Here is a 24,051-nt window from a genome sequence, read left to right as displayed (position 1 = left end):
CGCCCCGCGGCGTCGCGGCTCAGCCCGCCAGCTTCGGCTCCCGCGCGAACACGCTGAAGCCGAGCCAGCGCCGCATCGTGGCGGCCAGCTCGCGCGAGCCGTCGAGCGCGATCTTCATCCCGGCCTGCTCGAGCGTTTCCAGACCCATCCACACCGCCGTCATGGTGCGCAGGTCCGTTGTGACGAAGAGATCGACCTCGAAGCCGGGATCGGCGGCGCAGAGATCGACCGCGCCATCGGGCTCCACCACCAGCCAGTAGTCGCGCCGGCTGGCGGGCAGCTCGGGGTAGCGGAACCTGACCGTCACCCGGCGGCGCGGCAGCGGCGCCGGGTCGAGGTTGCGGCGCATGTCCCACATCAGCAGCGAGGCGTCGAGATTGCGCAGCGAGACGCTGGCCTCGATCCAGCGCTGGCCCCAGGCCCCCATCGCCTGCACCACCGGGGCGAGGTCCTCTCCCGCCGGGGTCAGGCGGTACTCGCTGATCGCGGGCTCCCCCGGCGCCGGCTCGCGCATCAGCACGCCGGCCGCCTCCAGCTCCTTGAGGCGCTGCGACAGAAGCGTCGGCGACATGCGCGGCACGCCGCGGCGCAGGTCGTTGAACCGGGTCGAGCCGGCCACCAGCTCGCGCACGAGCAGCATCGTCCAGCGCTTGCACAGCACCTCCGCCGCCATCGCGACCGGGCAGAACTGGTGGTAGCTGTCCTGGCTCATGACCCGTCCCCACGCCCCACCGGGCAGGCGCCAGCATATCACGTTGCAGGCAGGCAGCCTGCCTCACCCATTGGGTGATACAGTTCCTGCACTCGTCAGCGGCCGCCCAAGGGCGCATTGTGCGGGAATCGGGCGGCCGGTCCCTCGCGCGGGGGTCGGTGCCGCACCCGACGAACGCAGCCCGCCCGCACCGGCGCGCGGCCGGCCGGGCCACTCCGGATGGAGCCCGTCATGATCCAGTTCCTCGTTTCCCCCCGCGCCCTGCTCATGATCGTCGCCGCCGCGATCTGGACCAGCTGGCAGGTCGTCCCGAGCTTCGCCGAGAGCGGCGAGCACGTGCTGCTGCCGCCCGAGGCGGTGAGCTTCCAGCCCGGCCCCGCGACGCTGCCCGAGGGCGCGCAGATCGCGGTGCTGTTCGGCAGCCCGGCCGAGGAGGGCCCCTTCGTGATCCGCCTGAAGTTCCCGGCGGGCTACGAGGTGCCGCCGCACCGCCATTCCAAGGCGGAAAATGTCACCGTCGTCTCGGGCCGCTTCGGCATGGCGACCGGCGAGAGCCACGACAAGAGCGCCGCCACCCCGATGGCGGCGGGCGGCTTCGTGCACATCCCGGCCGGGCATCCGCATTTCGCCTGGGCCGAGGAGGAGACCGTGGTGCAGATCAACGGCACCGGCCCGTTCGACGTGATCTATGTCGACGAGGCGGACGACCCGCGCATCAACTAGCGCCGGACATGCGAAGGGCCGCGCCTCGCGGCGCGGCCCTACGTCATGCGGTGCCAGGGGCGGTTCAGCCCTTGTTGGCCTCGCGGATCTTCTCTGCGGCGGCCTTGTCGAAGCTCACGCCGTTCTGCTCGAACAGCTGGTCGAGCTCGCCCGACAGCGTCATCTCGGTGATGATGTCGCAGCCGCCCACGAACTCGCCCTTCACGTAGAGCTGCGGGATGGTCGGCCAGTCGGAGTAGTCCTTGATGCCCTGGCGGATCGCGTCGTCGGCCAGCACGTTCACGTCCTGGTACTCCACGCCCATGAAGTTCAGCACGCCGGCGACGCGGCTGGAGAAGCCGCATTGCGGCATGGTCTTGGTGCCCTTCATGAACAGCACCACGTCGGTGCCGGTCACGGTGTCGCGGATCTGGGTCTGGGCGTCGGCGGTCTCGGCCATCGTCGTCTCCTGGTCTGTCTGGGGGGCCGCGCGGGGGCGCGCGGCGATGTGGCTCAGTCCGGCGCCTTGGTGGTCAGCGCCAGCGCGTGCAGCTCGCCCGCGGGGCCGTCCATCCGGCCCTTGAGCGCGGCGTAGACGGCGCGCTGCTGCTGCACGCGGTTCTTGCCGCGGAAGCTTTCGTCGATCACTTCGGCAGCGTAGTGATTGCCGTCACCGGCGAGGTCGGTGATGGAGATCTTCGCCTCGGGAAAGGTCTCGCGGAGCAGATCCTCGATTTCCTGCGCGCTCATCGCCATGTGGGGTCGTCCTCGCCTGTTTCCTTGCCCAAGATGTAGGCGGCGCCCCGGCGGCACGCAAGGCCGCCGCCGGGGCAGCGGCTCAGACCGCCAGCTCGGCCAGCGCGTCGGGCAGGTGCAGCGCCCGCTCGAAGGCGGTGCGGTAGAGATCCGACAGCCCGGCCAGCGGCGCCTCGGCGTCCCCGAGCTTCACCCGGTCGCCGCCGAAGCGTCCGACGCGCGCCAGCGGCAGGCCTGCGGCGCCGGCGGCCGCCTCCAGCAGCGCCGCGCTCTCCTCGTCGGCGGCGATCAGGTAGCGGCCCTGGTCCTCGCCGAACAGCGCCGCCGTGCCGGTGACGCCGATCTCGACGCCCAGCCCCGCGCCCTCGGCCATCTCGAAGGCGGCCAGCGCCAGCCCGCCATCCGACAGGTCGGTGCAGGCGCGGATGGTGGCGTGGTTGTCGCGGATGAAGAGGCCGTGCGCCTTTTCGGCCGCGAGATCGACGCGCGGCGCGTCGCCCTCGGCACGGCGCGCGGTCTCCCACAGCAGGGCCGACTGGCCGAGATGGCCCTCGGTCACGCCCAGCACCAGCGCCACGTCGCCCTCGCGCGGGGTGGTGCCGATGGCCCGGCCCGCCGTCTCGATCAGCCCGACGCCGCCGATGGTCGGCGTCGGCAGGATGCCGGTGCCGTCGGTCTCGTTGTAGAGCGAGACGTTGCCAGAGACGATCGGGAAGTCGAGCGCGGCGCAGGCCTCGCCGATGCCCTTGATGGCGCCCACGAGCTGGCCCATGATCTCGGGCTTCTCCGGGTTGCCGAAGTTCAGGTTGTCGGTCGCCGCCAGGGGCTTGGCGCCGGTGGCGACGAGGTTGCGCCAGGCCTCGGCCACCGCCTGCTTGCCGCCCTCATAGGGGTTGGCCTTGACGTAGCGCGGCGAGACGTCGGAGGTGAAGGCCAGCGTCTTGTCGGTGCCGTGCACCCGCACCAGACCCGATCCCGCCCCCGGCGCGCGCGCCGTGTCGCCCATCACCATGTGGTCGTACTGCTCCCAGACCCAGGACTTGCGGGCGTGGTTCGGACTGCCGATCAGCGCCTTCAGGCCCTCGATCGCGTCGATCTCCTCGACCGGGCCGAGCGGGGCCGCGGCCGGGGTCTCGACCCAGGGGCGGTCGTATTCCGGCGCGGTGCCCGACAGCGCCTTCAGCGGCAGGTCGGCCTTGGTCTCGCCGCCATGCACGATCAGGAAGCGGTCCTCGGGGATGGTCTCGCCGACGATGGCGAAGTCGAGGTCCCACTTGTCAAAGATCGCCCGCGCCTCGGTTTCCTTTTCCGGGCGCAGCACCATGAGCATCCGCTCCTGGCTCTCCGACAGCATCATCTCGTAGGCGGTCATGCCCGGCTCGCGGCAGGGCACGCGGTCGAGGTCGAGGCGGATGCCCAGATCTCCCTTGTCGCCCATCTCCACGGCCGAGCAGGTGAGGCCGGCCGCGCCCATGTCCTGGATCGAGATCACGGCGCCCGACGCCATCAGCTCGAGGCAGGCCTCCATCAGCCGCTTCTCGGTGAACGGATCGCCCACCTGCACGGTCGGGCGCTTCTCCTCGATCGTGTCGTCGAACTCGGCCGAGGCCATGGTCGCGCCGCCGACGCCGTCACGGCCGGTCTTGGCGCCGAGATAGACCACCGGCATGCCGACGCCCGAGGCGGCCGAGTAGAAGATCGCATCGGCATCCGCGAGGCCGGCGGCGAAGGCGTTGACGAGGCAGTTGCCGTTGTAGCTGGGGTGGAAGCGCACCTCGCCGCCCACGTTCGGCACGCCGAAGCAGTTGCCGTAGCCGCCGACGCCCGAGACCACGCCCGAGACGAGGCTGCGGGTCTTGGGGTGCTCGAGATCGCCGAAGCTCAGCGCGTTCATCGCCGCGATCGGGCGCGCGCCCATGGTGAAGACGTCGCGCAGGATGCCTCCCACCCCGGTCGCGGCACCCTGGTAGGGCTCGATGTAGCTGGGGTGGTTGTGGCTCTCCATCTTGAAGACCACCGCCTGGCCGTCGCCGATGTCGACCACGCCCGCATTCTCGCCGGGGCCGCAGATCACCTGCGGACCGGTCGTGGGCAGGGTGCGCAGCCATTTCTTCGACGACTTGTAGGAGCAGTGCTCGTTCCACATGGCCGAGAAGATGCCGAGCTCGGTGAAGCTCGGCTCGCGCCCGATGATCCCGAGGATGCGCTGGTACTCGTCGGGCTTCAGCCCGTGCGCGGCGATGAGGTCTTCGGTGATCTGGGGGTCGGACATGCGGGGGCTCTCCTGCTGGTCGCGCGCGTCATAGCGCCGCGACGCCGCAGGGGAAAGCGGGTTTCGACGCGGGCCGTCCCTCAGGCCGGCGCGCCGACCGCCCGCCGGGCGATCCAGCGCCGCGCGAGGAACAGGCCGAGCAGGGCCGCGGCGGCGTTCAGCGGCAGCTCCGCGACCGGCGGCCGCGCCAGCAGCAGCGCCGCGACGAGGGCCAGGAGCAGCAGCGCCAGAGAACCGCGCCGGCTGCCCGCGCCGGCCCGCCCGACGAAGCCCGAGGGCGTCAGCAGCGTCAGCGCCGCCCCGGTCAGCGCCACGGTGACGAGCAGCGCCGGCCGCAGGTGATCGAGCAGCAGCCGGCCCTGCGCGCCATGCCCGAGCAGGTGGAGCGTCTCGACCAGCGGCGCGCAAAGCAGGGTGAAGAGGTTGAGGCCCAGCGCGATCGTGTCCGGCCTCCGTCCGCGCCAGCCGAGCCACAGCATGAGCGCCAGCGCCAGCATGGCGCCGGTCCAGCCGGCGAGGCGCAGATCGTCGGTCAGAAGCAGCACCGCCAGGAAGCCGAGCCCCGGATAGCTTTCGGCCAGTCGCGCGGCGATCTTCGGACGGGGCATGGCGGATCACTCGCTGGCAGGTGTTGGACGGGCTGCGGGCCAAGATCCGGGCAGCCGCCCTGCGGGTCAAGCCGGGGCGGGCCGGTGAGCGGGGGGCCGTGGCGCGGCGGCCGCAGCCGCGCTCAGCGCTCCTCGCAGAAGCGCAGCCGGTTCGAGAAGGGGTCGATCACGATCATCTCGTCGCCCCAAGGCCGGGTCTCGATGTCGGGGCGGGCGTTGGGGTGGCGCTTGGCCAGCAGCGCGTCGCGGAAGGCGCCGAGCCCCTCGACCGGCAGGTAGGCGGCAGCACCCGGGCAGGCGTCGCCGTGATGGCCACTCAGATGCAGCACCGCGCCGCCGCGCGCGATCTCGGCATAGAGCGGCTTGCCGGGGGCGAAGCGATGCTCCCAGCGCACCTTGAACTCGAGAAAATCGACGTAGAAGGCGCGCGCCACCGCCTCGTCGAAGATGCGGAAGATCGGCACCGGCATGGCGAAGCGCGGCGGCAGGGACTTCGGATCGAAATTCCGCATGGTGCCGCCCTCCTGCTGCAACTGGCCTCAGCCTGCGCCGCGGCGGCACGTCAGGCAAGATGCCAGCGCCCAAAGGCGAGGCAAAAAAAAGCCGGGCACACAGGCCCGGCAAGTCCAACAGGGAGGTATGAAGCGATGCGCCGCAAAGCAGCATCGGCTTCGAAAGGTGAAATAGTGGGCAGTAAGTGAACGATCAAGTTCAAAACCCCTGACATGGGGGCAAGCCCGCCATGCGCCCGACGCATGTCTTGCGATTGAGCGGTTTCGGGGGCGTCTGCCTAATTTTCGCGCTGTTCGCGAAGACGACGGCGATGCGCCTGCACCTCCTCCTGCACGAAGTCGCGGAAGGCGGCGACGCGCTTGGACTGCCTGAGCTCCTCGGGATAGGCGAGGAACACCGGCACGTCGCCCGACTCCACCTCGGGCAAAACCCGCTCGAGCGAGGGGAAGTGCTGCGGCAGGTAGTCGGGCAGCACGCCGACGCCGAGATCGTTCAGCACCGCCTGCAGCACGCCGAAATAGTTGTTCACCGTGAGCAGCGAGGGGATGTTGTAGCTCATCAGCTCCTGCACCATCGCGGCCCCGGCCGAGACCTGCGCCGAGCTGGGGTTCTGGCAGACCAGCCGGTGGTTCTCGAAATCCTCGAGCGTCTCGAGCGCGCCGGCCTTCTCGAGATAGGAGCGGGTGGCGTAGAGCCGCATCTTCACGCTCATCAGCCGCTTGCGGATCAGGTCGGCCTGGCTCGGCTCCTTCATCCGGATCGCCACGTCGGCCTCGCGCATCGGCAGGTCGAGCACCCGCTCCTCGAGGATCAGGTCGATCTTCAGGTTGGGGTAGCTCTCGTAGAGCTTGCGCATGCGCGGCGCCAGCCACAGCGTGCCGAAGCCGATCGGCGTCGTCACCCGCAGCTCGCCGAACACCTCCTCCTCGCTGTCGCGGATGCGCGCGGCGGCGGCGTCGAGCCGCTTGGTCATCGCCCGCGTCGCGTCGAACAGGAGCTCGCCCTGCTCGGTCAGGATCAGCCCGCGCGCGTGGCGATGGAACAGCGTGGTGTTGAGCTGTTCCTCCAGCGCGCGGATCTGCCGGCTGACCGCCGACTGGCTCAGATGCAGCGAATCGCCCGCGTGGGTGAGGCTGCCGGCATCCGCGACCGCGTGAAAGATGCGCAGCTTGTCCCAGTCCATGTGCTGTCCAATCCCGTCCGTGTCGTCGCGCCGCGCAACTAGGCTGCGGCGGCTGCCTTGCAAAGCGCCTGCGCGGTTTTCCGCGTCGGCGCCAGCGCTTATGGCCATACCATAGCGGCTAAATATGAAAATTGGTCATTTTCTGACCGCCGGGACGCCGGGTCGCACCCGGCGCGGGCGGCGCCGGGGCCGCGCCGGCCGGGGGCGGCGGACGATCCCGGGCCCGAGACCGCCAAGTCGCGCCGCGGCCGATGGATTTCCCCGCCAAAGCCCCTTAAGGCTGGACCGACCCCCAATGGGGGGGGAGGAACGCAACAGGACACGGGGTGCGCGATGGCGGTCGGGATCTTCGATAGCGGGCTGGGCGGCCTGACGGTGCTGGACGCCGTGGCGAAACGCCTGCCGGAGGTGCCGCTGGTCTATTACGGCGACAACGCGCACGCGCCCTACGGCGTGCGCACCGCCGACGACATCTTCGACCTGACCACCCGCGCCACCGAGCGGCTGTTCGACGCCGGCTGCGACCTGGTGATCCTGGCCTGCAACACGGCTTCGGCCGCCGCGCTCCGGCGGATGCAGGAGGGCTGGGTGCCGCAGGGCAAGCGGGTGCTGGGCGTCTTCGTGCCGCTGATCGAGGCGCTGACCGAGCGGCACTGGGGCGACAACTCGCCGCCGCGGGAAGTGGGCGTGAAGCATGTCGCGCTCTTCGCCACCCCTGCCACGGTGCGGAGCCGCGCCTTCCAGCGCGAGCTGGCGTTCCGCGCCATCGGCGTCGACGTCGAGGCGCAGGCCTGTGGCGGCGTGGTCGACGCGATCGAGGAGGGCGACATGATCCTCGCCGACGCGCTGGTGCGCAGCCATGTCGACGCGCTCAAGCGCAAGATGCCGAACCCCGACGCGGCGGTGCTGGGCTGCACCCATTACCCGCTGATGGAAGAGGTGTTCCAGGATGCGCTCGGCCCGGAGGTCAAGGTGTTCAGCCAGGCCAGCCTCGTGGCCGAGAGCCTCGCCGACTATCTCGAGCGCCGGCCCGAGATGCGCGGCCCCGGCACCGAGAGCGCGTTCCTCACCACCGGCAACCCCAAGAACGTCTCGAACCGCGCGACCCAGTTCCTGCGCCGCCGCATCGAGTTCGTCGCGGCGTGACGCCGCGCCCACGATACCAGCGGCGTGACGCCGCGCCCATGATGACAGCGGCCCGATGCCGCGGCGTTTCCGGCCCGCGCGCCTCTGGTGCCGGGCCGCTTCGCTCCCCATCTGACAGGCCGACAGGAGCCGTGACATGACCCATTCCGCCGCCATCCTCGGGGCTTCCGGTTACACCGGGGCCGAGCTCGTCCGCCTGATCGCGACCCATCCGGGGATCGGGATCGCGGCGCTGTCGGGCGACCGCAAGGCCGGCATGGCGATGGGCGATGTCTTCCCGCATCTCGGCCATCTCGAGCTGCCGCCGCTGTGCAAGATCGAGGAGATCGACTTCTCGAAGATCGACATCGCCTTCTGCGCCCTGCCGCACGCGATGAGCCAGGCGGTGATCAAGGACCTGCCGCGCGACCTGAAGATCGTCGACCTCTCCGCCGATTTCCGGCTCAGGAACGACGGCGAATACGAAAAGTGGTACGGCAAGCCCCACGCCGCGATGGATCTGCAGGAAGAGGCCGTCTACGGCCTGACCGAGTTCTACCGCGACGAGATCCGCGCCGCCCGGCTGGTCGCCGGAACGGGGTGCAACGCCGCCACCGTGCAGTTCGCGCTGCGCCCGCTGATCGAGGCGGGGCTCATCGATCTCGACGACATCGTCTGCGACCTGAAGAACGGCGTCTCGGGCGCCGGCCGCTCGCTCAAGGAGAACATGCTGTTCTCCGAGCGGAGCGAGGACGTGCTGGCCTATTCCGCCGGCGGCACCCACCGCCACCTCGGCGAGTTCGACCAGGAGTTCAGCCAGATCGCCGGTCGCGACGTGCGCATCCTCTTCACCCCGCATCTGGTGCCGGTGAACCGCGGCATCCTCGCCTCCTGCTACGTCAAGGGCGACCCGCAGGCCGTGCACGAGGCGCTCGCGTCGCGCTACGCAACGGAGCCCTTCCTGCGGGTGCTGCCCTTCGGCAAGCTGCCGGGGATGAGCCACGTGCAGGGCTCGAACTTCTGCCATCTGGGCGTCGCGGGCGACCGGGTCTCGGGCCGCACGCTGGTGGTCTCGACGCTCGACAACCTGTGCAAGGGCTCCTCGGGCCAGGCGCTGCAGAACGCCAACCTGATGCTCGGCCTGCCTGAGACCGAGGGGCTGATGCTGGCCCCGGTGTTCCCCTGATGCGCAGCCTGAAGAAGACCCGCCGCGTGCAGGTGATCCTGCTCGCTGCCGTGGCGCTGGCGCTGGCGACCGCGATCATCGGCTACGCGATGCGCGATGGGATCAACTACTTCCGCTCGCCGAGCCAGGTGCTCTCCGAGCCCCCGGCGCCAAACGAGGTGTTCCGCATCGGCGGGCTCGTCGAGCCCGACAGCCTCGTGCGCGGCGAAAGCGAGACGGTGCGCTTCAACGTCACTGATGGCGGCGCCAGCGTGCCCGTGACCTATACCGGCATCCTGCCGGACCTCTTCGAGGAAGGGCAGGGCATGGTCGGGCAGGGGCGCTGGACCGGCGAGCGTTTCGAGGCGGTCGAGATCCTCGCCAAGCACGACGAGAGCTACATGCCGAAAGAGGTGATCGACGCGCTCGAGGAGCAGGGCGTCTACCGGGCACCGGACGCTGCCGCAGCGGCGGATTAACCTCCTTGTGACAGTCTTCCCCGCGGCTGGCGAAAGGGGGCTGGAATGCAGAGCGTGAGAGAGATCGCCGAGGCGATCGTCGCCCGAGAGGGCGGCTACGTGAACGACCCGGACGATCCCGGCGGGGCGACCAAGCACGGCGTGACGCTGGGCACGCTGCGCCGCCTCGGGCGCGACCTCGACGGCGACGGGCGCGTCACCGAGGCCGACGTGAAGGCGCTGACGCCCGATCAGGCGGTCGAGATCTTCATCGAGCACTACTACCGCCGCCCGCGCATCGACGCGCTGCCCGAACCGCTCCGGCCTTCGGTCTTCGACATGTATGTCAATGCCGGCGCCAACGCGGTGAAGATCCTGCAACGGCTCTTGCGCGACATGCGGATCGAGATCGCGGTCGACGGCATCATCGGCCCGCAGACCATCGCCGCGGCCGCGCGCGCGCAGCAGGCCGCGCCCGAGCATTTCGCCGACGCCTACGGCATCGCCCGGCGCAACTGGTACTACCGCCTCGCCGACCGCCGCCCCAGGAGCCGCAAATACGCGCGCGCCCGTGACGGCGGCAAGGGCGGCTGGATCCGCCGGGCCGAGGAGTTCATATCGCCGCGCTACCATCTGAGCGAGGCCGAGCATCGCGAGAGGGTGGCGTCATGGGGATGATCGGCGGGGTGATCGGCAGCGTCTTCGGCGCGCTCTTCGGAGAGCGGCGCAACGTGGTGGCCGAGACGGTCGAGGTCTTCCGCGAGAACGCCGAGGCCGGGGCGGGGCGGGCGGCGGAGCATCGCGCCCGCGTGCTGGCGCAGTTCGCGGCCGAGATGGCGCGCGAGCGGCGCGGGGGCTGGGACCGCTTCATCGACGGGCTGAACCGGCTACCGCGCCCGATGATGGCCTTCGGCACGCTCGGGCTGATCGGCGCGGCGATGGCCGACCCGGCGTGGTTCTCCGAACGGATGGCCGGCCTCGCGCTGGTGCCCGAGCCGCTGTGGTGGCTGATGGGGGCGATCGTCAGCTTCTATTTCGGCGCCCGGATGCAGGCGCATGGACAGGGCTTCGAGCGCGCCGTCGTCGCGGCGCTGGCGCAGGCGCCCGCGCCGCCCGGCCCGCGCCCGCGCGCCGGGCCGGCGACGACCGCCACGCCCGACCCCAACGCCGCGCTCGAGGACTGGCGCCGCACGCAGCCGTGACACCCTGTCCCGTTCCGCCCGATGGCGGGTCGGACGGGGATCGGATAGAGAGAAGACATGCTGGTAGAGCTTGGACATTTCGCCCTGATTCTGGGCTTCGTCACCGCCATCGTGCAGATGGTGGTCCCGATGGTCGGCGCGCAGAAGGGCTGGCGCGCCTGGATGGCGGTGGCCGAACCCGCCGCCACGGCGCAGTTCCTGTGCACCGGCTTCGCCTTCGCGGCGCTGACCGTGGCCTTCGTCACCTCGGATTTCTCGGTGGCGCTGGTGGTGGCGAACTCGCATTCGCTGAAACCGATGATCTACAAGATCAGCGGCGTCTGGGGCAATCACGAGGGCTCCTTGCTGCTGTGGCTGCTGATCCTGTCGGGCTTCGGCGCGGCGGCCGCATGGTTCGGCGGCAACCTGCCCGAGCGGCTGCGCGCGCGCGTGCTCTCGGTGCAGGGCGCGATCGGCGTCGCCTTCTTCGCCTTCATGCTCTTCACCTCGAACCCGTTCCTCAGGGTCGAGGTGCCGCCCTTCGACGGGCGCGACCTGAACCCGCTCCTGCAGGACCCCGGCCTCGCCTTCCACCCGCCGTTTCTCTACCTCGGCTATGTCGGCCTCTCGATGGCCTTCTCCTTCGCGGTGGCCGCGCTGATCGAGGGCCGGGTCGACGCCGCATGGGCGCGCTGGGTGCGGCCCTGGACGCTGGCGGCCTGGCTGTTTCTGACCATCGGCATCGCCCTGGGCTCGTGGTGGGCCTATTACGAGTTGGGCTGGGGCGGCTTCTGGTTCTGGGACCCGGTCGAGAACGCGAGCTTCATGCCTTGGCTCTTCGCCGCCGCGCTGCTGCACTCGGCCATCGTCACCGAGAAGCGCGAGGCGCTGAAGAGCTGGACCGTGCTTCTCGCGATCATCGCCTTCAGCTTCTCGCTCTTGGGCACCTTCATCGTCCGCTCGGGCGTGTTGACGAGCGTGCATGCCTTCGCCAACGACCCCGAGCGGGGCGTGTTCATCCTCGCCATCCTCGCCGTCTTCACCGGCGGCGCGCTGACGCTCTATGCCGCGCGGGCGCATGCGATGGAGGCCAAGGGCGTGTTCGGGCTCCTGAGCCGCGAAAGCGCGCTGGTGGCCAACAACGTGCTTCTGGCCGTCGCGGCGCTGGTGGTCTTCGTCGGCACGGTCTGGCCGCTGGTGGCGGAGATGGCCTTCGGCCGGGTGCTCTCGGTCGGGCCGCCCTTCTTCGACGCGGCCTTCACGCCCTTCTTCGTGGCGCTGGGCGTGCTGCTGCCCTTCGGCACGCTCTTCGCCTGGAAACGCGCGACCGGGGCCCGCGTCGCCCGCCAGCTCTGGCCCGCCGCGCTGCTGGCCGCCTCTGCTGCGCTTCTGGGCTACGCGCTGGGCTCGGGCCGTTCGGCGCTGGGGCCCTTGGGCCTCGCGCTCGGGGCCTGGGTGATCGGCGGCGCGCTGGTCGACATCTGGAGCCGCACCGGCCGCGGCGCCCCTGCCGCCCGGCTGAAGCGCTTGGCCCGCGTGCCGCGCGCCGATTGGGGCCGGGCGCTGGCGCATGGCGGGCTCGGCGTCACCATCATCGGCATCGCCGGGCTGCTGGCCTGGGAGCGCGAGGACATCCGCGTGGCCCAAATCGGCGACAGCTGGCAGATCGGCCGCTACGAGGTCACGCTCGACGCGGTGCGCGAGACCGAGGGGCCGAACTACCTGACCACCATGGCCGACATGACGCTGCGCGCGGACGGCGCCGAGATCGCGACGCTGCATCCCGAGAAGCGCTTCTACCCGGTGGCCGGCATGCCCACCACCGAGGCGGGGATCGATGGCGGCCTCTGGCGCGACCTCTACGTGGTGATCGGCGAGGAGCAGGATGGCGGCGGCTGGGCGGTGCGCTCGCACGTCAAGCCGATGGCGAACTGGATCTGGGGCGGCGCGATCCTGATGGCGCTGGGCGGGGGGCTGTCGCTCACCGACCGGCGGCTGCGGGTCGCCGCTGGCGCGCGGCGCGCGGCCCCGAGCGCGGTGGCGGCGCAATGAGGCGGCTGGCGCTCGCGCTCGCGCTCGTGGCCGCGCCGGCCTTCGCGGTCGAGCCGGACGAGATCCTCGACGACCCGGCGCTGGAAACGCGCGCCCGCGACATCAGCGCCGGCCTGCGCTGCCCGGTCTGCCGCAACGAGAACATCGACGACAGCAATGCCGGCGTCGCCCGCGACCTGCGGCTCTACGTGCGCGAGCGGCTGGTGGCCGGCGACAGCGACGCCGAGGTGGTGCAGGCGGTGGTCGACCGCTACGGCGAATACGTGCTGCTGAGCCCCGACGCCTCTGGCGCCAACCTCGTGCTCTGGCTCGCGGCCCCGGTGCTCCTGCTGGTCGCGGGCGGGGTGGCGGTGGTCTCGATCCGCCGCCGCGCCAAGGGGCCGGAGGACCGCCTCTCGGAAGAGGAGGAGGCGCGGCTGCGCGACATCCTCGACCGCTGACGCCGGGTCGCACCTTCCGTGCGCGTCAGCCCGGGTGCAGGCTGCGCCCGAACAGCGGAGGGACCCAGATGGACTACCAGACGATCACATTCGAAATCGAGGCCGGCACGGCGGTGCTGACGCTGAATCGGCCCGACAAGATGAACGCGCTCAACGGCCAGATGCGGGCCGAGATCACCCACGCGGTGCGCGCCGCGGCCGAGACCGCCCGCGTGCTGGTGCTGACCGGCGCGGGCCGCGCCTTCTGCTCGGGGCAGGATCTGGGCGACGCGGGCAACGCGGCGGCGACCGATCTCGAGCGGGTGCTGCGCGACGAATACGTGCCGATGCTCAACGCCATCACCGAGTGCCGTTTGCCGGTGATCGCCGCCGTCAACGGCCCGGCGGCCGGGGCGGGCGCGAACCTCGCGCTGGCCTGCGACGTGGTGATCGCCTCGCAGGAGGCCTATTTCACCCAGGCCTTCACCCGGATCGGCCTGATCCCCGATGCCGGCGGCACCTGGACGCTGCCGCGGCAGGTCGGTCTGGCGCGCGCCATGGGCGCCACGCTCTTCGCCGACAAGGTCCCGGCGCGGCAGGCGGCCGATTGGGGCATGATCTACGAGGCGGTGCCGGAAGAGGGCTTCGCGGCGCATTGGCGCGCGCGCGCGGCGCAGCTGGCGCAGGGGCCGACCGAGGCCTATTCGCATCTCAAGCAGGCGATGCGGGCGAGTTTCGAGAATTCCTATGCCGATCAGCTGACGCTGGAGGCGCAGCTGCAGGGCGCCTGCGGCCGCAGCCGCGATTTCAAGGAGGGCGTGGTCGCCTTCCTGCAGAAGCGTCCCCCGGCCTTCGAGGGCCGCTGAAGGGCCTCTGAAGCGCCCCTGACGGCCCCGGCAGGCCCTTTAGGGGCCTGTCCGGCGGCTCAGGCGATGCGGCGGGCCGGCTGGGCCGGCGCGGTGAGGGCCATGATCTCGTCCATGACGCCGCCGAAGACCGAGCCGTCGGTCGAGCGCCCGGCGCCCGGCACCGCCGCCGGGCGGGTGGGGAAGCGGCCGGTCACGGTCAGCCCGTCGCAGGCGGCGTGGTTGGCGGCCACCGGCGCGAGACGGACCACGAAGTCCTGGCCGGCCAGATCGTCGAGCGTGAGCACCAGGCTGTCATGGGCCAGCACCATCGCGGTGCGGCGCAGCGGCTGGCCGCGGCGGCTGTGCGGATGGGCGAGCAGGGCGGTGCAGTCATGGCCGCGCGAGCCGGCACCGAAGCGCTGCGCCCGCAGCTCGGGGCCCGACAGGCTCAGCCGGGGCAGCAGCTCGGCGGCGGCGAAGTCGAACTGCACGGCGGTGATGCCGAGCCCCTGCGCCTGATCCTCGTCCATCTGCAGGTCGATCATCAGACCGCCATCGCCGAGCTCGTGCAGCACCACCCGGATGTCGGCCGCGCCCGTGACGGTGGCTTCGCAGCTCTCGGCGGCGGGGGCGGGGTAAATATGGGCCTGAATGGTCATGCTCTTAATCCTTCCTGGCAATCACTCGGTAAAGCGAGATGGCGTCTGCAACGCTATCTATATCGGCACGAATTGCGGCGATGGCGTGGCAGAGCCTCGGGGCGTCCGGAAAAAATGCATTGCCTGTCAGGGCCTTAACCATTTGGACAAGTCCCTACGGATGGGTCGAAATGAGGGCTTTGCACGGAACACAACAAAAAAAGGGCTCCCAGCTAACGTGCGCGTTACCCCCTATCTGCCCGGACATGTCCGATTAGACAGGTCTTTTTGGCGACAGTTTCCTTGCGAGCGGGTGCATTGTTGCCGGTTTCGACCCCGCGTTTCGGGGCGCTTCGGCCGCTCATGGGAATGTGTCGGAATCATGGCGGGGGCCATGTTTTCGGCCCCACGAAAAAGGGCCCGGCGCTGCCGCCGGGCCCTTGCGATTCCTCCGCTTTCCTTACTTCAGGTCAGCGGTTCTCGATGTCGACGTAGTCGCGCTGCGCCGCGCCGAGATAGAGCTGGCGCGGGCGGCCGATCTTCAACTGCGGGTCGGCCAGCTGCTCCTTCCACTGCGACACCCAGCCCACGGTCCGCGCCAGCGCGAAGATCGGGGTGAACATCGAGGTCGGGAAGCCCATCGCGTCGAGGATGATGCCCGAGTAGAAGTCGACATTCGGGTAGAGCTTCTTCTCGGCGAAGTAGGGATCCTCCAGCGCCACGCGCTCGAGCTCCTTGGCGACCTGCAGCGTCGGGTTGTTCTCGACGCCCAGCAGGTCGAGCACCTCGTCGGCGCTTTCCTTCATCACCTTCGCGCGCGGGTCGAAGTTCTTGTAGACCCGGTGGCCGAAGCCCATCAGGCGGAACGGGTCGTTGCGGTCCTTCGCGCGGGCGATGAACTCGGGGATCCGGTCCGGCGTGCCGATCTCGCGCAGCATCTCGAGGCAGGCCTGGTTGGCGCCGCCATGCGCCGGGCCCCAGAGGCAGGCGATGCCGGCCGCAATGCAGGCGAACGGGTTGGCGCCCGAGGAGGAGGCGAGACGCACGGTCGAGGTCGAGGCGTTCTGCTCGTGGTCGGCGTGCAGCGTGAAGATCCGGTCCATCGCGCGGGCGAGGATCGGGTTCACCTCGTATTCCTCGGCCGGGACCGAGAAGCACATGCGCAGGAAGTTCGACGCGTAGTCGAGGTCGTTGCGCGGATACACGAAGGGCTGGCCGATCGAGTACTTGTAGGCCATCGCCGCGATGGTCGGCATCTTGGCGATCAGCCGGATCGAGGCGACCTCGCGCTGGTGCGGGTCGTTGATGTCGGTGCTGTCATGGTAGAAGGCCGACATCGCGCCGACCACGCCGACCATGGTGGCCATCGGATGCGCGTCCCGCCGGAAGCCCCGGAAGAAGTTGTGCATCTGCTCGTGGATCATCGTGTGACGCGTCACCAGCGTCTCGAACTCCTCGAGCTGCGCGGCCGAGGGCAGCTCGCCGTAGAGCAGCAGGTAGCAGACCTCGAGATAGTGGCTGTCCTTGGCCAGCTGCCCGATCGGGTAGCCGCGATGGGTCAGGATGCCCTTCTCGCCGTCGATATAGGTGATGGTCGAGTCGCAGGACGCGGTCGAGGTGAAGCCCGGGTCGTAGGTGAACACGCCCGCCTGCGCGTAGAGCTTGCGGATGTCGATCACCTCGGGCCCGTCGGTGGGGGCGTACATCGCCAGATCGTGGCTCACGCCGTCGATCGTCAGGGTCGCGGTCTTGGTGGTTTCGGCCATTCAGGTTCCCTTCATGCTCCCGCCCTGGCCCGGCCGGAGCCGGGCTGTGGCGCAAATTGCCTCTCGATGCCGCGTCCCTAGCTAGCGGGGAAACGGTGACGCGCCAGTGTCAGGCCGACGCATCTTTGACCCGCGCCACGCTTTCGTCGCGACCGAGCACAAGCATCATGTCGAATACGCTGGGGCTGACCATGCGCCCCGCCAGCGCGGCGCGCAGCGCGCCTGCAAGCTTGCCCAACCCGAGGCCATGCGCCTCGGCCAGAGCTGTCACGACCCCCTCCAGCGTGTCACGCTCCCAGCTAGCAGTTTGCAGCTGCGGCGTCAATTCTGCCAGTATACCACGGGATACATCGTCGAGGTTCTTGGCCGATTTCTCGTCCGGCGCGATCGGCCGGTCGGCGAGAACGAAGTGAGCCTTTTCAAGAAGTTCCGGGAAGGTCTTGGCCCGCTCCTTGAGATGCGGCATGGCCGCGAGCAGCCCGTCTCGCTGCCCTTCGGTCAGCTTGGGCCGGCCGATGGCGGCGAGGAATTCCTCGGCCTCATGCAGCAGCGCGGCATCGTCCGAGGCGGCGATGTGCTGGCGGCAGAGGTTCTCGAGCTTCTTCATGTCGAAGCGCGCCGGCGACTTGCCGATGCCGCCCAGGTCGAACCATTCGCGCGCCTCGGCGTCCGAGAAGTACTCGGCGTCGCCGTGGCTCCAGCCCAGCCGGGTCAGGTAGTTGCGCATGCCGGCCGCCGGGTAGCCCATCTTCTGGTACTCGGCCGCGCCGGTGGCGCCGTGGCGCTTCGACAGCTTCTTGCCGTCGGGGCCGAAGATCAGTGGCACATGCGCGAAGACCGGCAGCTCCCAGCCCATGGCGCGGTAGATCATCGCCTGGCGGAAGGCGTTGGTCATGTGGTCGTCGCCGCGGATCACGTGGGTCACGCCCATGTCGTGGTCGTCGACCACCACCGCGAGCATGTAGACCGGCGAGCCGTCCGAGCGCAGCAGCACCATGTCGTCGAGCTGGTCGTTGCCGATGGTGATCTCGCCCTGCACCTCGTCGCGGATCGTCGTGGCGCCGTCGCGCGGCGCCTTGATGCGGATCGCGAAGGGGGCGTCGGGGTGCTCGGCCTCGGCCACGTCGCGCCAGGGCGAGCGGAACAGCGTCGAGCCGCCCTTGGCGCGGGCCTCCTCGCGGAACGCCTCGATTTCCTCCTGCGTCGAGAAGCACTTGTAGGCGCTGCCCTCGGCCAGCATCTGGCGGGCCACCTCGGCGTGGCGCTCGGCGCCGGCGGCCTGGCTGATCGGCTCGCCGTCCCAGTCGAGGCCGAGCCATGTCAGCCCGTCGAGGATGGCCTGGGTGTTCTCGGGCGTGGAGCGGGCGCGGTCGGTGTCCTCGATGCGCAGCAGGAACTTGCCGCCGCGGCCACGCGCGTAGAGCCAGTTGAACAGCGCGGTGCGCGCGCCGCCGATATGCAGCGCGCCGGTGGGCGAGGGGGCGAAGCGGGTGACGACCGGGGTCTGGGACATGTCGGGGAGTTTTAACCTTTCGCTAACCATGAGGGGTCTAGCCTTGTCTGCATGGGGGATACTCAGGTCGGGGCGCGGAAACAAGCGTGGCGGCCGGGCGCGCCCGGCGCCGTCTTCGGCTGGGTCGAGGCGCTGCTGGCCCGGCAGAACGGCTATCTCGCGGCCTGGGCGCCGGTGGCGCTCGGCACCGGGATCGGCGCATGGTTCGCGCTGCTGCGCGAGCCGGGCCTTGCGGCCCATGGCTGGGGCGCGCTGCTGGCGGCCGGGGCGGCGGGCGTCGCGGTTTTCGCGCGCTCGGTCGCGTTGCGGGCGCTTCTGCTCTTCGCCGGCTTCGCGGCGGCGGGCTTCGTGCTGGCGGGGGCGCGGGCGCATGGGGTCGCGTCCCCGGTGCTGGGCTTTCGCTATTACGGCCCGATCGAGGGGCGGGTGGTCGAGATCGACCGCTCGGGCAGCGACCGGCTGCGGCTGACGCTCGACCGGGTGCGGCTCAAGGATGTCGCGCCGGGGCGCACGCCCGGGCGGGTGCGGCTGTCGCTGCTGGAGGCCAATCCGTGGCTGGTGCCCGCGCCGGGGATGCGGGTGATGACCACCGGGCATCTCTCGCCGCCGCCGGGGCCGGCCGAGCCGGGCGATTTCGACTTCCGCCGCCATGCCTGGTTCGAGGGGCTGGGCGCGGTGGGTTATACCCGCAATCCGGTGCTGCGCGCGACCGACAGTATCGAGGGCATGGCGCTGGGGCGGCTGCGCGACCGGCTGAGCCGCTGGGTCCGCGCCCGCATCCCGGGCGAGGCCGGCGGCTTTGCCGCGGCCGTGACCACGGGCGACCGCTCCGGGCTGGGGCAGGCCGCGAACGACGCGATGCGGGAGTCGAACCTCTACCACCTCGTCTCGATCTCGGGGATGCACATGGCGATGCTGGCGGGCTTCGTGTTCTGGCTGGTGCGCGCCGGGATCGCGGCGTTGCCGCCGCTGGCGCTCAGATGGCCCGCGCGCAAGATCGCCGCCGGGGCGGCGCTGCCGGCGGCGGCCTTCTACCTCGCGCTGGCCGGGCGCGACGTCGCGACCGAGCGCGCCTTCGTCATGGTCGCGGTCGGCCTCTGCGCGATCCTTGCCGACCGGCGGGCGATCAGCCTGCGGGTGGTGGGGATCGCGGCGCTCGTCGTACTGGCGCTGCGGCCCGAGACGCTGCTCTCGGCGGGGTTCCAGATGTCCTTCGCCGCCGCGCTGGCGCTGACGGCGGTGTTCGGGCGGCTGCCGCCGGGCTGGCACCGGCCGCGCGGCGCAGCGCGGTTGTGGATGCCCGTGGCGCTCCTCGCGCTGTCCTCGGTGGTGGCGGGCATGGCCACCGCGCCCTTCGCCGCGGCGCATTTCAACCGGGTGGCGCATTACGGGCTGATCGCCAACCTGCTCGCGGCGCCGGCGATGGGCCTCCTCGTGATGCCCGGCGCGGTGCTGCTGGCGCTGACCGCGCCGCTGGGGCTGGAGCGGCCGGCGCTGTGGATGGTCGAGATCGGCTCGAGCTGGATCCTGATCGTGGCCGAGCGCATCGCCGCGCTCGACGGCGCAAGCTCCGCAGTGATCGCGCCGCCCGGCCTCGTGCTGCCGCTGGTGGCGGCGGGCGGGCTCGTGCTGATGCTGTGGCAGGGGCGGGGCCGCTGGGCGGGGCTGGCGCCGCTGGCGCTGGCCGCGGGGCTCTGGGCCGGGGCCGAGCGCCCGGCGCTGCTGGTGGCCGAGAGCGGCGGGCTCGTGGGGCTGATGACGCCGGAGGGACGGGCGCTGTCGAAGCCGAAGGGCGACGGCTTCGCCGCCGCGGCCTGGCTGGAGAATGACGGGGCGGGGCGGGATCAGGCGGCGGCGCATGACCCCGTGGTGTTGCCGCGAGAAGACCGCGTGGTGCGGCTGCGGCTGGGCGGGGTCGAGGTGCTGCAGGTGTCTGGCAAGACCGCCCTGGCGGCGCTCAGGGGCTGCGACGGCGCGGCGCTGGTGATCGCCAACCATCCCGACCCGACGCCGCGCCCCTGCCTGCGCTACGACAGCCTCGACCTGCGGCGGCTGGGCGCCTTGGCGGTCGAGGCCGGGGCGGCGGGGCTCGACGTCACCAGCACGGCCGAGCGGGCGGGGCGCAGGCTGTGGTCCGACAGGGCGGCGCGCGACGCCTCGCCGCTGCTGTCATCCCGGTGAGCATGAACGCGAACGGCGCGGCCGGGGCGGGCCGCGCCGTGTCTCGCCCGACCGGGCGGCGCTCAGTAGCTGCGGATCAGGCCGACGAGGCGGCCCTGTACGCGCACCTGCTCGTCGGTGTAGAGCCGGGTCTCGTAGGCCGGGTTGGCGGCCTCGAGCGCGATCTTGCCGCCCTGGCGGCGGAAGCGCTTCAGCGTCGCCTCCTGATCCTCGATCAGCGCCACGACGATGTCGCCGTTGTCGGCGGTGCCGGTCTCGCGGATCACCACCACGTCGCCATCGTTGATCCCGGCCTGGATCATCGAGTCGCCGCGCACCTCAAGCGCGTAGTGGTTGCCCGAGCCGAGCATGGTGCCGGGCACGGCGATCTCGTGGCTGACCTCGCTGATCGCGGAGATCGGCACACCGGCGGCGATCCGGCCCATCACGGGCAGGTTCATCGCCAGCGCCGCGATCTCGGCGGGCATGTCGGCGGGCTTGGGGTCGGGCGTGGCCTCGGCCTCCTCGGCGGCGAGGCGGGCTTCCATCGCCTCGGGCAGCTTCAGGATCTCGAGCGCGCGGGCGCGATGGGCGAGGCGGCGGATGAAGCCGCGCTCCTCGAGCGCGGTGATCAGCCGGTGGATGCCGGATTTCGAGCGCAGGTCGAGCGCGTCCTTCATCTCGTCGAAGGAGGGCGGCACGCCGTCCCTGCGGATCCTCCGGTGGATGAACTCCAGCAGGTCGGATTGTTTTCGGGTCAGCATGGTTGCCCCTTTGCCGTGCCGTAGAGGTTGGTTCTCCGTTCTACGCACGTTCCCGTTTTGTGTCAAGTGTCAGAGGTCGATCACCTCGACCTCTGCTCCCGCGGGGCGTGCGGGGTCGTCGGGGGGCTGCACGATCAGCGCGTCGGCGGCGGCCAGCACCGACAGGAGCGAGCTGTCCTGCCTGGGGTGCGGGCGCACGCCGTCCGCGCCGAGATCGGCGCGCAGGTAGTGCTCGCGCGGGCCGTTGGCGGGCAGGTCGGCGGCGAGCCGGACCCGGCGGCGCGGCGCGGGGGCGGGCGGCAGGCCCGCAAGCGCGCGGATCAGCGGCACGAGGAAGACATGCGCGCAGACCATCGAAGAGACGGGGTTGCCGGGCAGGCCCAGTAGCAGCGCTTGGCCGAAACGGCCGGCCATCAGCGGCTTGCCGGGGCGGATCGCCACCTTCCAGAAGGCGCGCTCCATGCCGGCCTCGGCGGCCGCCGCGCCGACGAGGTCGTGATCGCCCACCGAGGCGCCGCCGACGGTCAGCACGATGTCGGCGCCGCGCGCCAGGTCGAAGGCCTGCGCCAGCGAGGCCATGCTGTCGCCGGCGATCGGCAGCAGCCGGGCGCGGCCGCCGGCCGCCTCGACGATGCCCGCGAGGCCGTAGGCGTTCGAGGCGATGATCTGGTCGGGACGCGGCTCGCCGCCGGGCGCGACCAGCTCGTCGCCGGTGGCGAGGATCGCCACCTCGGGCCGGCGCGCCACGGTCAGCCGGGCGGCGTTCATCGCCGCGGCGAGCGCGATGTCGGCCGGGCGCAGCAGGCGCGGCGCGGCGATGGCGTCGCCCGCGTGGAAGTCGATGCCGGCGGGCCGGATGTTGCGGTTGTCTGAGATGCCGTGGCCGAGGATCACCGTGTCGCCCTCGCGCGCGGTGTCCTCCTGGATCACCACGCGCTCGGCGCCTTCGGGGACCGGCGCGCCGGTGAAGATGCGGACCGCCTCGCCGGGCTTCACCGCGCTCGCGAAGCCGTGCCCGGCCGCCGCCTCGCCGATCACGGCGAGCCGCGTGCCCGCCGCGCAGTCGGTCTCGCGGATCGCGTAGCCGTCCATGGCGGAGGCCGCGAAGGGCGGCTGGTCGCGGGTTGCGGTGACGGGGGCGCGCAGCACGCGGCCCCGGGCGTCGGTCAGGCCGACCTCCTCGGTGCCGACGGGGGAGGCCAGCGCGAAGAGCCGGTCGAGCGCCTCGGCGACCGGGATCACGCCTCCCAGTGCCCCGACTTGCCGCCTTCCTTGGAGAGCAGGCGCACGCCGCCGATCTCCATGCCCTTCTCGGCGGCCTTGAGCATGTCGTAGATGGTGAGCCCGGCGACCGTGACGGCGGTGAGCGCCTCCATCTCCACCCCGGTGCGGCCGGTGGTCTTGACGGTCGCGGTGATCCGGACGCCGGGCAGGGTGTCGTCGGGCTCCAGATCCAGCGTCACCTTCGACAGCGGCAGCGGGTGGCAGAGCGGGATCAGGTCGGCGGTCTTCTTGGCCGCCATGATGCCGGCGAGCCGGGCGGTGCCGAGCACGTCGCCCTTGCCGGCGCGCCCCTGTTTCACGAGATCGAGCGTCTCCGGCGCCATCCGCACGACGCCCTCGGCCACGGCGCGGCGGTCGGTCACCGCCTTGTCGGTGACGTCGACCATGTGGGCGTGGCCCGCGGCGTCGAAATGCGACAGGGCCATCAGGCCCCCGGCGCGGTCAGCGGGTTCGACAGCAGCGTCCGCGTCGCGGCCGTCACGTCCTCCTGCCGCATCAGGCTCTCGCCGATCAGGAAGGCGCGGGCGCCGTAGCGGGCGATCTCGGCGAGGTCCTGGGGCGTGTTCAGCCCGCTCTCGGCGACGATCATCCGGTCGACCGGCACGTGCTTGGCGAGCTTGCGGGTGACGTCGAGCGAGGTCTCGAAGGTCTGCAGGTTGCGGTTGTTGATGCCGATCATCTTCGAGTTCAGGTTGGCCGCGCGCTCCAGCTCCTCGCGGTCATGCACCTCGATCAGCGCGTCCATGCCCCAGCGCTCGGCGGCCTCTTCCAGCTCACGCGCCTGCGCGTCGGAGACGCTGGCCATGATGATCAGGATGCAGTCGGCCCCGAGCGAGCGGCTCTCGGCCACCTGCCACGGGTCGTAGAGGAAATCCTTGCGCAGCACCGGCAGCGTGGTCTCGGCGCGGGCCTGCACGAGGTAGTCGTCGGCGCCCTGGAACGACGGCTCGTCGGTCAGGATCGACAGGCAGGCGGCGCCGCCGGCCTCGTAGGCGCGGGCCAGCGCCGGCGGGTCGAAATCGGGGCGGATCAGCCCCTTGGAGGGGCTCGCCTTCTTGATCTCGGCGATCAGGCCGTAGCCTTCGCGCGCGGCCTCGGTCAGGCGGTCGGCGAAACCGCGGGGGGCGGGGGCCTGGGCGGCGCGCGCCTCGATCTCGGAAAGCGGCAGCGCGGCCTTGCGCGCGGCGACCTCTTCGAGCTTGTAGGCCTTGATCTTGTCGAGAATGTCCATGTGTCGGTTCTAGCCGTCGGATGCGGTGTTGGAAAGCGTCTGTGCGTCGCCGCGCGATGCATGGCACCAGTCGATCGGGGCCTCGCCGCGCGCCTCGAGCCAGTCGTTGATCCGGCCGAAGGGGCGCGAGCCGAAGAAGCCGCGCCGCGCGGCGAGCGGCGAGGGATGCGCGGTCTCGATCACCAGATGCTCGGGCCCGGTGAAGGGGCGGGCCACCTTCTGCGCGTGGTTGCCCCAAAGGAGAAAGGCGCAAGGCCGCCGCGCGGCGCGGTCGAGCACCTGCGCCACCAGCCTGTCCCAGCCCCAGCGGGCATGGCTGCCGGGCTGGCCGGGATCGACCGAGAGCGCGGTGTTCAGAAGCAGCACGCCCTGCTGCGCCCAATGGGTGAGATCGCCGCTTTCGGGCGCGCAGCCGATGTCGTCGCGCATTTCTGCGAAGATGTTGCGCAAGCTCGGCGGCAGCTTCCGCAGATCGCCCGGCACCGAGAAGGCGAGGCCGGTGGCGTGGCCCGGCGTCGGGTAGGGATCCTGGCCCAGGATCACCACCCGGACGTCCTCGGGCGCGGTGAGGTCGAGCGCGCGGAACCTGAGTGCGGCGGGCGGCGCGACCGCGTCCCGCGCGGCCAGCCGGTCGCGCAGCGCCGGCCAGTCCTCGGCGAAGAAGGGCAGGTCGGCCCAGCCGGGTCCGGTGGGGCTCACCG

The 24,051-nt window shown here is 71.1% G+C and carries 25 protein-coding genes; 10 read left to right on the top strand and 15 right to left on the bottom strand.

The features are described from left to right. Positions 1-19 precede the first annotated feature (19 nt). Positions 20-712: a winged helix-turn-helix transcriptional regulator gene (locus BLT43_RS12385; RefSeq protein ID WP_090113306.1), complete on the bottom strand. Its 693-nt coding sequence runs from the start codon at positions 710-712 to the stop codon at positions 20-22. A 231-nt stretch (positions 713-943) separates the two neighbouring features. Here BLT43_RS12385 and BLT43_RS12380 point away from each other — a divergent pair, with 231 nt between their 5' ends. Further along, the gene (locus tag BLT43_RS12380) at positions 944-1,435 is read left to right on the top strand and encodes a cupin domain-containing protein (RefSeq protein WP_207497527.1); all 492 of its coding nucleotides are present in this window, start codon (positions 944-946) and stop codon (positions 1,433-1,435) included. A 64-nt stretch (positions 1,436-1,499) separates the two neighbouring features. On the opposite strand, the gene grxD is transcribed toward BLT43_RS12380, so the two are convergent. The 6 genes from grxD to BLT43_RS12350 all read right to left on the bottom strand — a co-directional run bounded on the left by grxD (position 1,500) and on the right by BLT43_RS12350 (position 6,746). Further along, a complete protein-coding gene (grxD, locus tag BLT43_RS12375; RefSeq protein ID WP_090113301.1) occupies positions 1,500-1,874 on the bottom strand; it encodes a Grx4 family monothiol glutaredoxin in 375 nt (124 codons plus the stop codon). 53 nt (positions 1,875-1,927) lie between these two features. Beyond that, a complete protein-coding gene (locus tag BLT43_RS12370; RefSeq protein WP_090113299.1) occupies positions 1,928-2,170 on the bottom strand; it encodes a BolA/IbaG family iron-sulfur metabolism protein in 243 nt (80 codons plus the stop codon). Between the two features lie 82 nt (positions 2,171-2,252). Continuing rightward, entirely contained in the window at positions 2,253-4,442 is a 2,190-nt protein-coding gene (gene purL, locus BLT43_RS12365) for a phosphoribosylformylglycinamidine synthase subunit PurL (protein WP_090113297.1), read from the bottom strand. Between the two features lie 80 nt (positions 4,443-4,522). Continuing rightward, the gene (locus BLT43_RS12360; protein WP_090113294.1) at positions 4,523-5,050 is read right to left on the bottom strand and encodes a hypothetical protein; all 528 of its coding nucleotides are present in this window, start codon (positions 5,048-5,050) and stop codon (positions 4,523-4,525) included. Between the two features lie 122 nt (positions 5,051-5,172). Continuing rightward, positions 5,173-5,562 (bottom strand): glyoxalase superfamily protein, encoded by a 390-nt coding sequence (locus BLT43_RS12355; protein ID WP_090113292.1) that lies wholly within the window; start codon positions 5,560-5,562, stop codon positions 5,173-5,175. A gap of 278 nt (positions 5,563-5,840) precedes the next feature. Then, on the bottom strand, positions 5,841-6,746 hold the full coding sequence (locus BLT43_RS12350) for a LysR family transcriptional regulator (RefSeq protein ID WP_090113291.1): 906 nt from the start codon (positions 6,744-6,746) through the stop codon (positions 5,841-5,843). 333 nt (positions 6,747-7,079) lie between these two features. On the opposite strand from BLT43_RS12350, the gene murI reads away from it, so the two are divergent. From murI to BLT43_RS12310, 8 genes are all read left to right on the top strand, one after another. Continuing rightward, a complete protein-coding gene (gene murI / locus BLT43_RS12345; RefSeq protein WP_090113290.1) occupies positions 7,080-7,892 on the top strand; it encodes a glutamate racemase in 813 nt (270 codons plus the stop codon). A 136-nt stretch (positions 7,893-8,028) separates the two neighbouring features. Continuing rightward, positions 8,029-9,057 (top strand): N-acetyl-gamma-glutamyl-phosphate reductase, encoded by a 1,029-nt coding sequence (argC, locus tag BLT43_RS12340; RefSeq protein ID WP_090113289.1) that lies wholly within the window; start codon positions 8,029-8,031, stop codon positions 9,055-9,057. Next, the gene (gene ccmE, locus BLT43_RS12335) at positions 9,057-9,515 is read left to right on the top strand and encodes a cytochrome c maturation protein CcmE (protein WP_090113288.1); all 459 of its coding nucleotides are present in this window, start codon (positions 9,057-9,059) and stop codon (positions 9,513-9,515) included. Before argC ends, ccmE begins: the two co-directional genes overlap by 1 nt. A gap of 45 nt (positions 9,516-9,560) precedes the next feature. After that, positions 9,561-10,172 (top strand): holin-associated N-acetylmuramidase, encoded by a 612-nt coding sequence (locus BLT43_RS12330; RefSeq protein ID WP_090113287.1) that lies wholly within the window; start codon positions 9,561-9,563, stop codon positions 10,170-10,172. Beyond that, positions 10,163-10,696: a holin family protein gene (locus tag BLT43_RS12325; protein ID WP_090113286.1), complete on the top strand. Its 534-nt coding sequence runs from the start codon at positions 10,163-10,165 to the stop codon at positions 10,694-10,696. Before BLT43_RS12330 ends, BLT43_RS12325 begins: the two co-directional genes overlap by 10 nt. A gap of 57 nt (positions 10,697-10,753) precedes the next feature. Further along, positions 10,754-12,727: a heme lyase CcmF/NrfE family subunit gene (locus BLT43_RS12320; RefSeq protein ID WP_090113285.1), complete on the top strand. Its 1,974-nt coding sequence runs from the start codon at positions 10,754-10,756 to the stop codon at positions 12,725-12,727. Then, the gene (locus BLT43_RS12315) at positions 12,724-13,167 is read left to right on the top strand and encodes a cytochrome c-type biogenesis protein (protein WP_090113284.1); all 444 of its coding nucleotides are present in this window, start codon (positions 12,724-12,726) and stop codon (positions 13,165-13,167) included. The genes BLT43_RS12320 and BLT43_RS12315 overlap by 4 nt, the downstream gene beginning before the upstream one ends. A 68-nt stretch (positions 13,168-13,235) precedes the next feature. Then, positions 13,236-14,012 (top strand): enoyl-CoA hydratase-related protein, encoded by a 777-nt coding sequence (locus tag BLT43_RS12310; RefSeq protein WP_090113283.1) that lies wholly within the window; start codon positions 13,236-13,238, stop codon positions 14,010-14,012. A gap of 59 nt (positions 14,013-14,071) precedes the next feature. Here the strand turns inward: BLT43_RS12310 and BLT43_RS12305 are convergent, their stop codons facing one another. The 3 genes from BLT43_RS12305 to gltX form a co-directional block, all read right to left on the bottom strand. Further along, entirely contained in the window at positions 14,072-14,653 is a 582-nt protein-coding gene (locus tag BLT43_RS12305; protein ID WP_090113282.1) for a hypothetical protein, read from the bottom strand. Between the two features lie 449 nt (positions 14,654-15,102). After that, positions 15,103-16,398, bottom strand: a complete 1,296-nt coding sequence (locus BLT43_RS12300; protein ID WP_090113280.1) for a citrate synthase — start codon at positions 16,396-16,398, stop codon at positions 15,103-15,105. A gap of 109 nt (positions 16,399-16,507) precedes the next feature. After that, a complete protein-coding gene (gltX, locus tag BLT43_RS12295; RefSeq protein WP_090113278.1) occupies positions 16,508-17,911 on the bottom strand; it encodes a glutamate--tRNA ligase in 1,404 nt (467 codons plus the stop codon). Positions 17,912-17,962: 51 nt separating this feature from the next. Here gltX and BLT43_RS12290 point away from each other — a divergent pair, with 51 nt between their 5' ends. Continuing rightward, positions 17,963-20,092, top strand: coding sequence for a ComEC/Rec2 family competence protein (locus BLT43_RS12290; RefSeq protein WP_090113276.1), 2,130 nt, complete (start codon positions 17,963-17,965; stop codon positions 20,090-20,092). Positions 20,093-20,154: 62 nt separating this feature from the next. Here the strand turns inward: BLT43_RS12290 and lexA are convergent, their stop codons facing one another. The 5 genes from lexA to BLT43_RS12265 form a co-directional block, all read right to left on the bottom strand. Next, positions 20,155-20,835, bottom strand: a complete 681-nt coding sequence (gene lexA, locus BLT43_RS12285; protein WP_090113274.1) for a transcriptional repressor LexA — start codon at positions 20,833-20,835, stop codon at positions 20,155-20,157. A 69-nt stretch (positions 20,836-20,904) separates the two neighbouring features. Continuing rightward, positions 20,905-22,077, bottom strand: coding sequence for a molybdopterin molybdotransferase MoeA (locus BLT43_RS12280; protein WP_090113272.1), 1,173 nt, complete (start codon positions 22,075-22,077; stop codon positions 20,905-20,907). Continuing rightward, the gene (gene moaC / locus BLT43_RS12275; protein WP_090113270.1) at positions 22,074-22,544 is read right to left on the bottom strand and encodes a cyclic pyranopterin monophosphate synthase MoaC; all 471 of its coding nucleotides are present in this window, start codon (positions 22,542-22,544) and stop codon (positions 22,074-22,076) included. The genes BLT43_RS12280 and moaC overlap by 4 nt, the downstream gene beginning before the upstream one ends. After that, positions 22,544-23,350, bottom strand: a complete 807-nt coding sequence (gene trpC / locus BLT43_RS12270; protein ID WP_090113268.1) for an indole-3-glycerol phosphate synthase TrpC — start codon at positions 23,348-23,350, stop codon at positions 22,544-22,546. The genes moaC and trpC overlap by 1 nt, the downstream gene beginning before the upstream one ends. A gap of 9 nt (positions 23,351-23,359) precedes the next feature. Continuing rightward, on the bottom strand, positions 23,360-24,049 hold the full coding sequence (locus tag BLT43_RS12265; protein WP_090113266.1) for a uracil-DNA glycosylase: 690 nt from the start codon (positions 24,047-24,049) through the stop codon (positions 23,360-23,362). Between the last annotated feature and the right edge of the window lie 2 nt (positions 24,050-24,051).

The organism is Limimaricola pyoseonensis (assembly GCF_900102015.1).
GTDB lineage: Bacteria > Pseudomonadota > Alphaproteobacteria > Rhodobacterales > Rhodobacteraceae > Limimaricola > Limimaricola pyoseonensis.
The sequence above is the reverse complement of the archived record's forward strand: the minus strand, read 5'-3'. Positions and strand labels throughout refer to the sequence as shown.

Bases quoted from the DNA above. Each gene is read 5' to 3' on its own strand.
- argC (WP_090113289.1), top strand. From the start codon at position 8,029: ATGACCCATTCCGCCGCCATCCTCGGGGCTTCCGGTTACACCGGGGCC.
- BLT43_RS12305 (WP_090113282.1), bottom strand. From the start codon at position 14,653: ATGACCATTCAGGCCCATATTTACCCCGCCCCCGCCGCCGAGAGCTGC.
- BLT43_RS12385 (WP_090113306.1), bottom strand. From the start codon at position 712: ATGAGCCAGGACAGCTACCACCAGTTCTGCCCGGTCGCGATGGCGGCG.
- BLT43_RS12290 (WP_090113276.1), top strand. From the start codon at position 17,963: ATGGGGGATACTCAGGTCGGGGCGCGGAAACAAGCGTGGCGGCCGGGC.
- BLT43_RS12370 (WP_090113299.1), bottom strand. From the start codon at position 2,170: ATGGCGATGAGCGCGCAGGAAATCGAGGATCTGCTCCGCGAGACCTTT.
- BLT43_RS12380 (WP_207497527.1), top strand. From the start codon at position 944: ATGATCCAGTTCCTCGTTTCCCCCCGCGCCCTGCTCATGATCGTCGCC.
- ccmE (WP_090113288.1), top strand. From the start codon at position 9,057: ATGCGCAGCCTGAAGAAGACCCGCCGCGTGCAGGTGATCCTGCTCGCT.
- BLT43_RS12360 (WP_090113294.1), bottom strand. From the start codon at position 5,050: ATGCCCCGTCCGAAGATCGCCGCGCGACTGGCCGAAAGCTATCCGGGG.
- BLT43_RS12310 (WP_090113283.1), top strand. From the start codon at position 13,236: ATGGACTACCAGACGATCACATTCGAAATCGAGGCCGGCACGGCGGTG.
- purL (WP_090113297.1), bottom strand. From the start codon at position 4,442: ATGTCCGACCCCCAGATCACCGAAGACCTCATCGCCGCGCACGGGCTG.
- BLT43_RS12355 (WP_090113292.1), bottom strand. From the start codon at position 5,562: ATGCGGAATTTCGATCCGAAGTCCCTGCCGCCGCGCTTCGCCATGCCG.
- grxD (WP_090113301.1), bottom strand. From the start codon at position 1,874: ATGGCCGAGACCGCCGACGCCCAGACCCAGATCCGCGACACCGTGACC.
- BLT43_RS12300 (WP_090113280.1), bottom strand. From the start codon at position 16,398: ATGGCCGAAACCACCAAGACCGCGACCCTGACGATCGACGGCGTGAGC.
- gltX (WP_090113278.1), bottom strand. From the start codon at position 17,911: ATGTCCCAGACCCCGGTCGTCACCCGCTTCGCCCCCTCGCCCACCGGC.
- BLT43_RS12330 (WP_090113287.1), top strand. From the start codon at position 9,561: ATGCAGAGCGTGAGAGAGATCGCCGAGGCGATCGTCGCCCGAGAGGGC.
- BLT43_RS12325 (WP_090113286.1), top strand. From the start codon at position 10,163: ATGGGGATGATCGGCGGGGTGATCGGCAGCGTCTTCGGCGCGCTCTTC.
- trpC (WP_090113268.1), bottom strand. From the start codon at position 23,350: ATGGACATTCTCGACAAGATCAAGGCCTACAAGCTCGAAGAGGTCGCC.
- lexA (WP_090113274.1), bottom strand. From the start codon at position 20,835: ATGCTGACCCGAAAACAATCCGACCTGCTGGAGTTCATCCACCGGAGG.
- BLT43_RS12315 (WP_090113284.1), top strand. From the start codon at position 12,724: ATGAGGCGGCTGGCGCTCGCGCTCGCGCTCGTGGCCGCGCCGGCCTTC.
- moaC (WP_090113270.1), bottom strand. From the start codon at position 22,544: ATGGCCCTGTCGCATTTCGACGCCGCGGGCCACGCCCACATGGTCGAC.
- BLT43_RS12350 (WP_090113291.1), bottom strand. From the start codon at position 6,746: ATGGACTGGGACAAGCTGCGCATCTTTCACGCGGTCGCGGATGCCGGC.
- BLT43_RS12320 (WP_090113285.1), top strand. From the start codon at position 10,754: ATGCTGGTAGAGCTTGGACATTTCGCCCTGATTCTGGGCTTCGTCACC.
- murI (WP_090113290.1), top strand. From the start codon at position 7,080: ATGGCGGTCGGGATCTTCGATAGCGGGCTGGGCGGCCTGACGGTGCTG.